Source organism: Pseudomonas sp. LP_7_YM (genome assembly GCF_004364435.1).
Classification (GTDB): domain Bacteria; phylum Pseudomonadota; class Gammaproteobacteria; order Pseudomonadales; family Pseudomonadaceae; genus Aquipseudomonas.
Map to the genome: position 1 here is coordinate 534,103 of NZ_SOCT01000003.1, position 13,444 is coordinate 547,546.

The following is a 13,444-nucleotide window of genomic DNA, read 5'->3' on the forward strand; positions in this document are numbered from 1 at the left end:
CACCTGTTGTTAAATCATTTCTTCGCCACCTTTGCCGCCGAGAACGATCTCCCCGGCCTCCGCCATACGACGGGCAATGGTGAGAATTTCCTTCTGGGCGCCTTCCACATCGCTGACGCGAACCGGGCCCTTGGCCTCCAGATCGTCGCGCAGCAACTCGGCAGCACGTTTGGACATGTTCTTGAAAATCTTTTCCTTGATCGCTTCGTCCGAGCCCTTGAGCGCCAGGACCAGCACATCGGAAGACACCTCGCGCAACAGCGCCTGAATGCCACGGTCGTCGACATCGGACAGGTTGTTGAAGACGAACATGAGGTCTTCGATCTGCGTCGACAGGTCTTCGTCCACTTCACGGATGGAGTCCATGAGCTGCCCTTCGATCGAACTGTCGAGGAAGTTCATGATGTCCGCCGCACGCTTGATACCACCCAGGGTGGTACGCGAGGTATTGGCATTGCCCGAAAACTGCTTCTCGAGGATCTGGTTCAGCTCTTTCAACGCAGCAGGTTGCACGGTGTTCAACGAGGACACGCGCAGGATGATATCCAGGCGTACCTTGTGGTCGAAATGGCTCAGCACTTCACCGGCCTGATCAGCATCCAGGTACGCGACGACGATGGCCTGGATCTGCGGGTGCTCGTAACGAATGACGTCGGCAACGGCGCGCGGTTCCATCCACTTGAGACTGTCCAGGCCGCTGGTGTTGCCACCGAGCAGGATGCGGTCGATGAGGCCGTTGGCCTTGTCTTCGCCCAGGGCCTGGGTCAGCATCTTGCGGATGTAGCCATCGGAGCCGATGCCCACACCGGTCTGATCACCGACGACATCGACGAACTCGCTCATCACGACTTCGACCTGTTCGCGATGAACGTTGCGCATCTGCGCCATCGCCACACCGACACGCTGGACCTCTTTAGGGCCCATGTGGCGCAGCACCTGCGCAGCATCCGTCTCACCCAGGGTGAGGAGCAGGATCGCCGCTTTATCAACCCGGCTCAGTTTGACCGCAGCACGACTGTCACTCATCTGTGTTGATCCACTCTTTAACGACCTGAGCCACGCGAGCCGGGTCTTCAGCTACCAGGCTCTTGATAGCGTTGAGCTGCGCGTCATAACCCTCACTCGGGCTCGGCAGCAGGATGCTTTGCGGACCGCCCAGACTCACGCGGTCATTGGCCAACTCACCATCCATTCCGACCATGCCACCCAGTTCCATGTCGCCGTCGGCAGCCTGGCTCTTCGGATTGGTGATGTTCTTCAACACCGGACGCAGGACCCCGAAGACCAGCACCAGGATAAAGATCACGCCCATCGCCTGCTTGACGATGTCCCAGAACCACGGCTGCGAGTAAAACGGGATGTCCGGAATCACTTCGCCACGCTCGGCCGAGAACGGCACGTTGATGACACTGACGCTATCGCCCCGTGCGGCATCGAAGCCCACGGCGTCCTGCACCAGACGGGTAAAACGTGTCAGCTGATCGGCAGTCCACGGCACCATGGTGGTTTCACCGTTGGCCGGGTTGACCTTGACCTGATCGTCCACCACCACCGCCACCGACAGGCGATTGATCTTGCCCTGCTGTTGCTTGGTGTGGCTGATGGAACGGTCCAGTTCGAAGTTCTTGGTCGACTGGTTACGCTTGTCCGCAGGGTAAGGCGCGAGCATGGGCTGACCGGTGGCCGGGTCCATGATTTGCTGACCGTTGGCGTCCAGCAGCGGTTGGCCTGCTGCGATCGGACCGGTAGCGCCGGCCGCACCGGCGGTTGCATTCTGCGGCGCAGTGGCCGGCCCCGGCGGCTGATTGCTCAGAGCACCCGGAACGCCTTGGGAACCGCTGCCGCTGGAACGTTGTTCGTTGACCGTCTGCTCACTGCGCAGCGCGGGCTGGTCTGGGTTGAAGCTTTCGGCCGTGGATTCCACCGCGCTGAAATCGACGTCGGCTGAGACTTCAGCCTTGTAACGGTCATTACCCAACACCGGCTGCAGGATGTTCTGCACGCGCTGGGTCAGCATGCTTTCCATGCGGCGGGTGTAGTCGAACTGCTTGCCAGCCATGCTCAGCTCGGAGTTTTCCGCCTGATCGGACAGCAGGTTGCCTTTCTGGTCTACGACGGTGACCTGTGATTTGGTCAGCTCGGGAACGCTGGTCGCCACCAGATTGACGATGGCCATCACCTGACCCGGCTCAAGGGTACGTCCGGCGTACATCTCCACCAGCACCGACGCAGTGGGTTTGCGGTCGTCGCGGACGAACACCGAACTTTTCGGAATCGCCAGGTGCACGCGGGCCGCCTTGATGTTGTTCAGGCTGGAGATGGTACGCGCCAGTTCGCCTTCCAGACCACGACGGTAACGCGTGGCCTCCATGAACTGGCTGGTACCCAGACCTTGATCCTTGTCGAGGATCTCGAAGCCGACGTTGCCATCGCTCTGAGCGATCCCGGCACCGGCCAGCTTGATGCGGGCACGGGACAGGTCATCGGACTTGACCAGCAAGGCGCCGGAGTTGGGTTCCACGGTGTAGGGAATGTCGGCCTGGGCCAGGGTGTCCATGACCTGTTTGGTGTCCACGCCCGACAAGCTGCCGTACAGCGGCTTGTAGTCTGGCTGTTGCGACCAGAGCACGACGGCAAAACCAATCGCCACGCTGGCAGCCAGCCCCACCATGAGGCCGACCTGACGCAACATGGTCATTTCGGAAAGATTTTGCAGGAACGCCAAACCGAACATCGGCGACTTGCTTGCTGTCGCACCCGTCTTGACGGGTACGTTATCGGCGGCGGCTTCAGCCATGACTTAAATCGTCCTCAAACCGGCATTTGCATGATGTCTTGATACGCCTGAACCAGCTTGTTGCGTACCTGAGTCAGAGCCTGGAACGAAACGCTGGCCTTCTGCGAGGAAATCATCACATCGGTGAGATCCAAGCCGCTCTTGCCCATCTCAAATGCCGTGGACAGCTGGTTCGATGCCTGCTGGGTATCGTTGACCTTACCGACGGCCATACCAAGCATGTCGGAAAAGCTGGTCCCGCCAGCCATTTCCGGCGCATCGACAGCTTTGGGCTTGGCCATAGCGTCCATCTGCATGGAGCGCATGTCCAACATCAAGCGATTAAATTCAACACCTTGGCTCATGGACTTCTCTCTCAAAAGGGCCGCAAATTTTTGACACCGATTCAGCGGTTATCCATGTAGTAGCAACAACGGTGCCAGCCCAATGAAGGCACATTGCCACATCTCATAAAAGTATTCGGGTAGTTACAGAATGGGTCACGCGCAGCGCTGGCGCTGCTTTTAGCCTGCTACTTCAGAACCCTGTTGAAGCGAACAGCTGGCGAGAAAGCCGGCATCGATCAAGCATTTGGTCGCACGACAGCCAGCATTCGTGAACAGGCACGCTCTCTTATGTTTAGGGCAGCCTGTATTTCGTCCCGGGCGGGCTCAGCTGGCAAACAGATAACCTTCGACATCCATGCCTGCATCACGCATCTGCGCCAGCTTGTAGCGCAACGTACGCGGGCTGATACCCAAGCGTTCAGCGGCTTCCTTACGACGTCCGCGCTCGGCACGCAGTGTATCGATGATCATCTGGAACTCACGACGCCGCAGGTCTTCCCCCAGCGCGCCAGCGACTTCATTGCCGCCGACATCGAGCGACGATTCCGTGACGCCCGGCGTCATCGGCGGCGGCATTTGCGCCTGCTGCGTCGGTGCGGCGGCTGACTGCGATGCGAAGCTGACGGGCCCCGTCAGACAGAAGTCCCCGGGCTGGATGACGCCGCCCTGTTGCAGGATCAGCGCACGCTGCAAGGCGTTGTCCAGTTCGCGTACGTTGCCCGGCCAGTTGTATCCGACCAGACACTGCTGCGCTTGGCTCGAAAGCCGCACCGGGGCGTGCTTCATTTTATTGACGTGCTTGGCCAGCAGACGTTCGGCCAATGGCAGGATGTCGCCGGGACGCTGACGAAGCGCCTGCCAGGCCAGCGGAAATACCGACAACCGATAGAACAGGTCTTCGCGGAAACGTCCGGCCGCCACCTCACCCGCCAGGTCACGGTTGGTGGTGGCCAGCACGCGAATGTCCAGCTCGATGGGCTTGCGCGCACCGACCCGCTCCACTTCGCGCTCCTGCAGCACACGCAGTAATTTGGCCTGAAGGCCCATGGGCATTTCGGAGATTTCGTCGAGCAGAATGGTCCCTCCATCTGCCTGTTCGAATTTGCCCGCCTGAGCCGCGATGGCGCCGGTAAAGGAGCCTTTCTCGTGACCGAACAGCGTAGCTTCCAGCATGTTGTCCGGAATTGCTGCGCAATTGATGGCGATAAAGGGTTTGCCTGCCCGCGGCGACTGCTGGTGAATGAAGCGCGCCAGCACTTCTTTACCCGTCCCGGACTCCCCGGAAATCAGCACCGTGGAATCGCTTTTCGCCACACGGCTTGCCAGATTGAGCAACTGCAGACTGGCTGGCTCGACCGCAATCGGACCTTCACCGTCCGTCGGGCCCAAACGGCCCAATGCATGGCGGGCTACAAGTGCCATCAGCGCCTTGGGCTCGAAGGGTTTGACCAGATAATCGGCGGCGCCCTGGCGCATCGCTTCCACAGCGCGATCGACTGAGCCATGGGCGGTCATCAGCAATACCGGCAATTGTGGATAGCGGTTGCGCAGCTGGGCCAGCAACTGGTGACCGTCCATGCCGGGCATGTTGACGTCACTGATCACAAGGTTAAAGGCGTCTGCGCCAGCGGCTCGCAACGCTTCTTCAGCGGACCCTACGGCCTGATAATCGTGACCTGCCAGCTCCAGGGTTTCGCCCAGCGCCTCACGCAGTGAATGGTCGTCCTCGACCAGCAATACCTTGATCATCATGAGTCATCACCTGGGGCACAGACGCTTGGAATCAGCGGCAACGAAACGATGGCACAGGTGCCGCGACCGGGACGCGAACGAAACTGCACCTGTCCCTGGTGAGCTCGGGCGACAGCGGTGACAACCGCCAGCCCCAAGCCGGTGCCGGTGGTTTTGGTGGTGAAGAACGGCTCACCGATACGCGCCAGGGCGGCGGCATCGATGCCACTGCCGTTATCGCTGATGCACACACGCAAGGTGTTGCCACGGTTGTACGCATGAATCTTGACGCGTGCGCCTGCCGGACTGGCCTGAACGGCATTCTCGATCAGGTTCAACAGCGCTCCGACCAGCGTGTCACGGTTGCACAACAGCTCGCCGTCGACACTGTCGCACTGCCAACGCACGGCACTGTCGCGCACATGGGTTTGCGCAGCCGATGCCAATACTTCGATGATTGCCTGCGGGCTCACCCGATCGGTCAGCGGCAGCTCGCCCCGGGCAAACACCAGCATGTCCCGAACTTGATGCTCCAGTTCGTGCAACCGCTCCTTGAGGCGACCGGCAAAACGTTGCTGAGTCTCGACGTTCAAGGCCTGCTCGGTCAGGTGGCTGGCGTAAATCATAGCTGCCGACAATGGGGTGCGGATCTGGTGGGCAAGCGAAGCAACCATGCGCCCTAACGACGACAAGCGCTCATGGCGCGCCAGTTGGCTTTGCAGGTGGCGGGTTTCAGTGAGGTCGTTAAGCAGTACCAGTTGCCCAGGCTCGGCATCCAGCGAGCGGGTCGCGATGGACAGACGACGACCGTCCTTGAGGGATATTTCATGCCCGTCGTCTTCACGCGGGGCAAAACAGCGGGCAATGACGTGGCGCCAGAGCATGCCGATCAGCGGCTCGCCCAACAGCTCCAGCGCGGCCGGATTGGCTTCACGAACCGTACCGGTTCCATCAATGACGATGACCCCTCCGGGCAACAGATCCAGCAGATTTTGCAGACGGTTGGCCAGACGTTCCTTTTCAGCCAGCTCCTGCATGCGCTGGGCACTGACCACGGCCAACTCGCCCTTGAGCTCAGTGACTCGGGCTTCCAGCAAACCATAGGAGTCGGTCAATTGCACCGACATCTGGTTAAAGAGGGCAAATGCCTGCTCTAACCCTTGTCGACTTTCCACTTCCGGGGACGGCTGCACTTGCGAACCTGGCAAGACGGGTTCGGAAGACATCTGAGCGGCCTGGGGCATAGTTAATCTCTCGGTGGCGAACCGTCGGCAAACGGTATGTTGCAAGAGACTTAGCAATCCTCGTGCCGAAAAAAAACCGCTGAAAAATCAGCGGTTTATTTTTTTGGCGTCAAACCAGTGTCAGTCTTCGAGCTGATCGTCACCTTCACGGCGGCTCATTCCGTACTTGCGCATCTTCTCTACCAGCGTGGTACGGCGAATGCGCAGACGCTCCGCGGCACGGGCTACGATGCCATTCGCATCGTCCAGAGCCTGTTGAATAAGCCCCTGCTCAAGGCCACCCAGGTAATCCTTCAAGTCCAGTCCTTCGGGCGGCAGCAGCGCGCCGTTGGCGAAGTTCGGCGTGTGGCCGTTGATGGCAACGCGCTCTTCCAGGTCACTGCGCAGGCTGTCGACCAACTGCTCGTCTTCGTCATCGACGTAGCGGAATTTCTTCGGCAGTTCAGCGACGCCTATCACACCGTACGGATGCATGATCGCCATGCGCTCCACCAGGTTGGCCAGTTCGCGAACGTTGCCCGGCCAGCCGTGGCGGCACAGCGACATGATTGCAGCGGAATTGAAACGAATCGAACCGCGTTTCTCATGCTCCATGCGCGAGATCAGCTCGTTCATCAGCAGCGGAATGTCTTCCACACGCTCACGCAACGGCGCCATTTCGATCGGGAACACATTGAGCCGGTAGTAAAGGTCTTCACGGAAACCCCCGGTCACGATCATGTCTTCGAGATTCTTGTGCGTAGCCGCAATGATCCGCACATCAACGCTCTGGGTTTTGTTGCTGCCCACGCGCTCGAAGGTACGCTCCTGCAGCACGCGCAGCAGCTTGACCTGCATCGGCAGCGGCATGTCACCGATTTCGTCGAGGAACAGCGTTCCGCCGTTGGCCAGCTCGAAGCGCCCTGCCCGACTGGTGATTGCACCGGTGAACGCGCCCTTCTCGTGACCGAACAGCTCGCTCTCCAGCAGTTCGGCAGGTATGGCGCCACAGTTGACGGGCACGAACGGTCCGTCGCGGCGTTTGGAATGGTAATGAAGGTTACGTGCTACCACCTCCTTGCCGGTGCCGGACTCACCAAGGATCAGCACGCTGGCGTCGGTGTCGGCCACCTGCTGCATCATCTGGCGCACGTGCTGAATGGCACGGCTGGTGCCGACCAGGCTGCGGAACAGATTGGTTTCGCGCTGCCGACCCCGCTCGCGGGCCTGATCGTACATTTCACGATAGACCTGAGCGCGGTGCAGGGAATCCAGCAGTTTGCTGTAGCTGGGCGGCATCTCGACGGTGGACAACACCTTGCGGCGCAGATCCTCGGGGAGGTCCGCGGCAGAATTTTCGCCCATCAGCAGCACAGGAAGGAACTCATCCCATGCCGCGACGGTCTTAAGCAACCCTTGAAGACTGCTTGGGGCATTTACAGTGCCGACCAACACGCACAGGACTTCCCGAGTGGACGCCAAAGAACCCACCACTTGCTGCCAGTCGGTACTGGAGCAGGACAGGTTCTCATCGCCGAGAAAATTCAGAATCACCGCCATGTCCCGGCGGCGCTGGCTATCGTCATCGATCAGCAGAATCTTGATTTCACGCCACATGCAATAGCAACTTCCCTAGTCAACTCGATGCCCCGTCAAGGGCAAGCTCGGCGTTTGTATAGCCCGCAGACACATTACAAAGACCAGAAATTAGTGAACAACACTAGTTAAGTCAAAAAACCGTACACAGTCAATTTTATGGCGCACAAATTTTCGATTAACCATGCGTTAGCCGAAGAGATGGTAAACCTTTGTCGCGTTTTTCGCTCGTTGGATCTGCGACATTTCATCGACGATCGCTTGCCGCTCACCGACGGCGATGTCTATCAACTGTCGATACACACCCAGTAATTCTTCCAGATTGCTGCGCAGTTCAGGCTCAGCGTCGGTCGACTCGCGGATGACATCGTCGACGCAGGCGCGACAGGCCAGGTCGAGCTTGCCGATGGTCTCCCAGTCGCGCTCAGCGAGTGCACCGACGAGGGCCTCACGGGTTTCTTCGATTCGCTTGAGTGCAGCACTCATGGTGATCTCCTTTACGCTGGCTGCTGATCGCCAATCGCGTCCCAACCTTCCTTGACCGTTGTCAGCAAGCCGCTGACTTCATCGAGGATTCGCGGATCGGTTTTGATGTTGGCTTCAGCCAGACGCTTCATCATGTACACATACAGGTTGTCGACTCGGGCCAGGGCATCGGCCTGTTTTTCCATGTCCAGACCTTCGCGCAGACCACCGACGATTTCAATGGTCTTGCCAATCAGCACGCCTTTGGCGGCAACGTCCTTGCGGCCAATCGCACCTTTGGCCTGAGCGATGCGATCAAGCCCGGCCTCCATCAGCATTTGCACCAGACGGTGGGGTGTTGCCACAGCGGTCTGCGCCTGTGAATTGACCTTCTGATACTGCCGAAGGGCTGCCATACGGTTCATGTTTTCTTACCTCACAGCTTGAAGTTCCTATATTCAGGGTATCGACAAGGCCCCGAAAAACTTTAACGCCAGATGCCAAAAACCCGGCACTCTGGCCGGGTCATGGTGTTTTGCACATGCGTACCCCGTTATGAACTCTGCGAAGCGTTCAGCGAGTCGAAGAACGACGTGATGCTGGTGGCAGAAGCCTTCAACTGACCGACCAGCAAGTCCATGGCGTTGTACTTGGCAGTGAGGGTCGCGGTCATGTTGGTGACACGCAGATCGAGCGCTGCCTGCTGGCTGGTCAGATCTTTCTGTTGCTTGTTCAGGCTGGTGGTGCGCGTGGCGAAAATCCCGCCAGTCTCGGTGTAAGGCGTGATGGCCGCGTTCATACGTGCCACCAGGCCGTTGGAGCCGTCCCCGGTACCACTGAACAACTGCTGCACATCACTGGCCAGACCCTGACTCATCGCAGTCGTGAACTTGGTACTGTCGAGCGTTAGCTTGCCGTCCGATTGACCGGTGGTAATGCCCAACTGAGACAGAACCGACAGGTTACCGCTGGCGCCGGTCGTGACCAGTTCTTTACGAAGCGCCGCAAGAATCGAACGCGGCATAGCGTCGCCCGTGAGCGCGGCTGCGGTATAGGTCGATCCGGTCGTCGCATCCGGGGTAGTCAGAACGGTGCCCTTGGTCACTGTACTGACCGCAGTGACCACCGCGTTGTATGAATCAATGAACGTCTGCAGCGACGTTTTCAAGCCGTCGGTATTGGTTGCAACCGTGATCGTCGCCGCATCGGTCTGCGCCAACAAGGTCATCGATACGCCACCAAGACTTTTATCGATAGTGTTGCTGGCACTGGTGACCGACAGGCCGTTGATGGTCAGTTTGGCACTGGCAGCCTGCGCATCAATATAACCCGCACTGGTGGTACTGGTCGTGTCAAGCTTGGTACCGGCAGTGATATTGAACCCGGTCACCGTGTCACTGGAGGCTGTAATGTCTGTTCCAGCCCCGGTCACTGTCGATGAGAAAACCAGGCGGGAACCATTATCGTCAGTGATGATGTTGGCGCTGATGTTCGAGGTCGAACTTTGCGCGTTGACCAGTGTTGCCACTGACGAGAGGGTAGCCCCAGTAGGAATGGTGATTTTTGTATCAATGCCATTTTGAGTGAGGGTCAGATCGCCACTCGGAATAGCACTGGTCGCCCCCTCAGAAAAAGAGGCACTTGCAACGCGGGAGCTGCTGGCAAGATTCGAAACTTTAATACTGTAGGTACCAGGCACCGCCGTGTTATCGGAGGTTACTGTCAGCTTGCTGGTGTCCGACGATGTGGCTGAATACCCCGCAAATGCTCCGTTGCTGGTTTTGCCCAGATTGGTCAGTGCGGTCTGAAAAGACGCCATTGCGCTCTGCAACGTGCCAATCCCGGACAGCTTGGTCGTAACCAGCTTGGTCTGGGTAGTGATTTGCGTCTGTTTTGCAAGTTTGTCGGAGTCGACCAGCGCAGTGACAATACTACTGATCGCAAGGCCCGACCCCAGGCCGGTGGTAGTGGTAATTGGACTCGCCATTTCTAGCTCCTTTCGGTTTTAGTCGGTCTTTTGACTATAAACAGCTCAAAAGAACCGCGTTCACGTTTCATGCCAGTCAAGCTTTAGCGTCGAACAACAGACTATCTGCATGTTTCATGCTGTCTGCGTTTTTCAGGCTGTCAGCAATTTTCAGCGCCTCAGCGGACGGCAACTGCCGCACCACTTCGCCCGTTTCAGTGGCAATGACCTTAACGACCACCTCACCAGAACCTTCGTCAATCGAAAATTCAAGGTTACGGCGGACCGAGTTAAAGAACTTATCCATATCCTGAACGGCTGCTTTCAACTCCTTTGACTTTTTATCGGCATCGGCAGAAGAGTCTTTACTTTTCGACGCATCCGTATCGGCAGATGCGGCCGGCGCAGAAACGATTTGAGGCGCCCCGACGGACTTGTCAGCCGCTACAGGCACCACCGGCAACAACGGCATTACAGGATAAGTCACGCTCAATCGGGTGCTGATATCCATGTCTTCTCACCTCTCAAAGTAAAAAGCGGGGAAGCACGCAAGCACACTCCCCCGCCAAAACTCTAGCCGATATTACTGAAGCAGCTTCAGAACAGCGGATGGCAGCTGGTTAGCCTGGGCCAGAACAGAGGTGGAAGCCTGTTGCAGAGTCTGTTGTTTGGTCAGGTTAGCGGTTTCAGCTGCGAAGTCGGTGTCTTGAATACGACCCAGTGCAGCGGTGGCGTTTTCGTTGACGTTCTGCAGGTTGGAAATGGTGCTGGTCAGACGGTTTTGCGAAGCACCCAGGCTTGCGCGGGTGGCGTTGATGGTCGCCAGTGCAGCATCGATTGCCGAGATCGCGGAGTCAACGTTAGTGTGCGCAGTGTCGTTGTCCGCGCCGCTGATCGAAGTGGTGCCGCTGGCTACGCCCAGTGACGAAGCGGTGAAGCTGCCGGTCAGAACCAGGTCGATGTGGTTCGAAGTACCGGTGTTGGAGCCCACTTGCAGGGTCACGGTGCTCGCAGAACCGTCCAGCAGGTTTTTTCCGTTCAAGTTGGTGGAGCTGGCAATACGGGTCAGTTCGTCAGACATCTGGCCGTATTCCGAATCCATCGCGGTACGGTCCGCAGTACCGTTGGTGTCGTTTCGGGACTGAACAGCCAGTTCACGCATACGTTGCAGAATGTTGGTCGACTCTTGCAGAGCGCCTTCAGCGGTCTGAGCGATCGAGATACCGTCGTTGGCGTTCTTGATGGCCACAGTCTGACCACGGATTTGCGAAGTTTCGCGAGTAGCGATCTGCAGGCCGGCGGCGTCGTCTTTGGCGCTGTTGATTTTCAGACCGGAAGACAGACGGGTCATCGAAGTCGACAGTGCGTCGGAAGCCTTGCTCAGGTTTTTCTGAACAGCCAGGGAAGCTACGTTGGTGTTTACGCCTAAAGCCATGATGAATTCCTCGTTGGTTGGGTACTGCGGCTATCCGGCCCTGGCAAGCGCCGGGTGTGGCCTAGAGAACCTACATAATGTTTATCGTCGTATCTGCAAGGAGCTTGAGGGCTTTTTCAAAATTTTTTGCCACCAGAGCGCCACCCCTGCTTTTTTGACGGGGGATACACAGCGTTTCGGCGCAATCCCTATAAGCTTTAATTACGACGCCAACCTTCTATGCAACCAGTGTTCCTGGCCCGGACGCGCCTGTCGACGCGCCGGTTTAAGGGTTTACCTATTACTGACTTCCTAACTTGCTGTAAGGCTTTTCTGCAACTATTGCCAATGCCACATTTCGACGAACTCCACCTCCAGCCAATCCGCCACCCCCAACCAGTCCTGACGCTCCTGGCATTGCAAAACCGCACTGAGCACCTGCATCCATTGCGCTTGTTCTTGGACCGAGCGAGAGGTGAACAGCGGCATGGCGGTCTCGATCAATTCCACCATCTCCAGCGCAGCCTCAATGTCGCGGCCCAGACGAAACAGTCCGGCACAGTGTCGGGCGGTGTCGATGATTTGCGTGGGGACGTTCATGGCGCGGTCCAGTCGGGGTCGAATTGAGTGCCTGCGATCAGTGCGCCGTCGCGGCTGGTGTTAAAGAACTGCACCTCAGGATGTCGGGCGATGTAGCGTTCCAGTTCGATCAGGTAACTGCGGAAGTTGAGCTGCGTGGTGACTTTCTCTCCACGACCGTCGCGTACCCAGTGCCGGGCGACATGCAATTGCGGGCCGAGGTCGCCATCCTGCCAGCCGGTGTGAGTCTTGCCCCCCGGAAACGCGAAGTCGGTGCCGAACAAAGTGATCCGTGCGACACCCATCTTCACCGCCAGGTCAACGGCCGGGTGAATCACGCTGCCACCGACATGCAGGTCAGCCTTGGGAATCTGCTGGCGAATCCGCGAGTACACCGGGCTGCTCGAGTAACCCGCGTAACGTGGTCCCTGCCAGGCCTTGAGCATTTCGGCGTCTTGACATGGCAGGTACACCAGCGCAATGCCTGCGGTATCGTCCGGCGGTAAATGCCGGGTGCTGATGCGGTGATCGATGCTGACCACCATGTCCGGCCTGACCCCTTGTCTGCGCAGCGGTACATAGGCTGTGTCGACGCAGATCAGCAAAGGTCGCATGGGGTCTCGAGACGTGGCCGCCAGTCGGGGCAGATGCTGTTGCAGGCTGGGGCCGGTAGCGATGACGAACGCTTCGCGCCCGGGCTGACGGCCGAACAGGTCGGCAACATCGGCGTCGCCAAGCAACAACGCCCTGCCCTGTTCGAGCATTCTCACGTTGTCGGGGTTATCCGGTGAGAACTCCTGATTATTGAAACCGACGTGGACTTCGCTCACCAGCCGATCACGAATCCTTGCGCTGCTGTCATCAGCCAGCACCAGCTCGGCGGGCAGCGCAAAAAACGGCAGGCGGATCTCTGTGGCGGCGTCGGCGTAGGCCAGCACTACGCGTGGGTCGCTCAGCCAGTCCTGCTGCTCCAGCAGCCGCAGGACCAGCGAGAACAGTGCGCCATTGAGGATATGGACATGCAGCACGCGCAAGCTGTCGCAGGCCAGAAGCACCCGCTGCAGGTCGCCAAGCGCAGTGCCATACACGTGAACCTGGGGGCTGTCGACGGGCAGGCTCGCTGCCTGCAACCGCGCTTCGGCCAAACGGTCATGGCGGCTGGTGAGCTGGATACCGGCCACGCTCAGCGTCGAGCCCTGACCTTGGATCAGTTGAGCGGGGACCGCGTCGGCGTTTTCGTTCAGCAGCCGCTGAGCGATGCCAGGCCAACGCTGCTCGAGCACGGCCAGGTTGCGCTGGAGTATCTCGCTCATGACAGCCATCCATTTCGCACGAGTAGAACACAAT

13 protein-coding genes are annotated in these 13,444 nt (G+C 58.6%); all 13 read right to left on the reverse strand.

Going from position 1 to position 13,444, the window contains the following annotated elements:
- Window positions 1–9: 9 nt before the first annotated feature.
- A complete protein-coding gene (fliG, locus tag EC915_RS11495; protein ID WP_133750634.1) occupies window positions 10–1,026 on the reverse strand; it encodes a flagellar motor switch protein FliG in 1,017 nt (338 codons plus the stop codon).
- Window positions 1,019–2,797, reverse strand: coding sequence for a flagellar basal-body MS-ring/collar protein FliF (gene fliF / locus EC915_RS11500; RefSeq protein WP_133750635.1), 1,779 nt, complete (start codon window positions 2,795–2,797; stop codon window positions 1,019–1,021). The genes fliG and fliF overlap by 8 nt, the downstream gene beginning before the upstream one ends.
- Window positions 2,798–2,811: 14 nt before the next feature.
- Entirely contained in the window at window positions 2,812–3,141 is a 330-nt protein-coding gene (fliE, locus tag EC915_RS11505) for a flagellar hook-basal body complex protein FliE (protein WP_133750636.1), read from the reverse strand.
- Window positions 3,142–3,447: 306 nt separating this feature from the next.
- Complete coding sequence (locus tag EC915_RS11510) at window positions 3,448–4,875, reverse strand: sigma-54 dependent transcriptional regulator (protein ID WP_133750637.1); 1,428 nt, start codon at window positions 4,873–4,875, stop codon at window positions 3,448–3,450.
- Window positions 4,872–6,080, reverse strand: a complete 1,209-nt coding sequence (locus EC915_RS11515) for a PAS domain-containing sensor histidine kinase (protein ID WP_256658706.1) — start codon at window positions 6,078–6,080, stop codon at window positions 4,872–4,874. Before EC915_RS11515 ends, EC915_RS11510 begins: the two co-directional genes overlap by 4 nt.
- A gap of 138 nt (window positions 6,081–6,218) precedes the next feature.
- Window positions 6,219–7,694, reverse strand: coding sequence for a sigma-54 dependent transcriptional regulator (locus EC915_RS11520; protein ID WP_133750639.1), 1,476 nt, complete (start codon window positions 7,692–7,694; stop codon window positions 6,219–6,221).
- Between the two features lie 168 nt (window positions 7,695–7,862).
- On the reverse strand, window positions 7,863–8,159 hold the full coding sequence (gene fliT, locus EC915_RS11525; RefSeq protein ID WP_133750640.1) for a flagellar protein FliT: 297 nt from the start codon (window positions 8,157–8,159) through the stop codon (window positions 7,863–7,865).
- Window positions 8,160–8,170: 11 nt separating this feature from the next.
- Window positions 8,171–8,563, reverse strand: coding sequence for a flagellar export chaperone FliS (gene fliS, locus EC915_RS11530; RefSeq protein ID WP_133750641.1), 393 nt, complete (start codon window positions 8,561–8,563; stop codon window positions 8,171–8,173).
- Between the two features lie 128 nt (window positions 8,564–8,691).
- Complete coding sequence (gene fliD, locus EC915_RS11535; protein WP_133750642.1) at window positions 8,692–10,125, reverse strand: flagellar filament capping protein FliD; 1,434 nt, start codon at window positions 10,123–10,125, stop codon at window positions 8,692–8,694.
- A gap of 76 nt (window positions 10,126–10,201) precedes the next feature.
- Complete coding sequence (locus EC915_RS11540; protein WP_133750643.1) at window positions 10,202–10,615, reverse strand: flagellar protein FlaG; 414 nt, start codon at window positions 10,613–10,615, stop codon at window positions 10,202–10,204.
- A gap of 72 nt (window positions 10,616–10,687) precedes the next feature.
- Window positions 10,688–11,539 carry a flagellin domain-containing protein gene (locus tag EC915_RS11545; protein WP_133750644.1) on the reverse strand — a complete coding sequence of 284 codons (852 nt, stop codon included), beginning with the start codon at window positions 11,537–11,539 and terminating at the stop codon, window positions 10,688–10,690.
- 318 nt (window positions 11,540–11,857) lie between these two features.
- Complete coding sequence (locus tag EC915_RS11550) at window positions 11,858–12,118, reverse strand: hypothetical protein (RefSeq protein WP_133750645.1); 261 nt, start codon at window positions 12,116–12,118, stop codon at window positions 11,858–11,860.
- Window positions 12,115–13,410, reverse strand: a complete 1,296-nt coding sequence (locus EC915_RS11555; RefSeq protein WP_133750646.1) for a motility associated factor glycosyltransferase family protein — start codon at window positions 13,408–13,410, stop codon at window positions 12,115–12,117. Before EC915_RS11555 ends, EC915_RS11550 begins: the two co-directional genes overlap by 4 nt.
- Window positions 13,411–13,444: the final 34 nt, after the last annotated feature.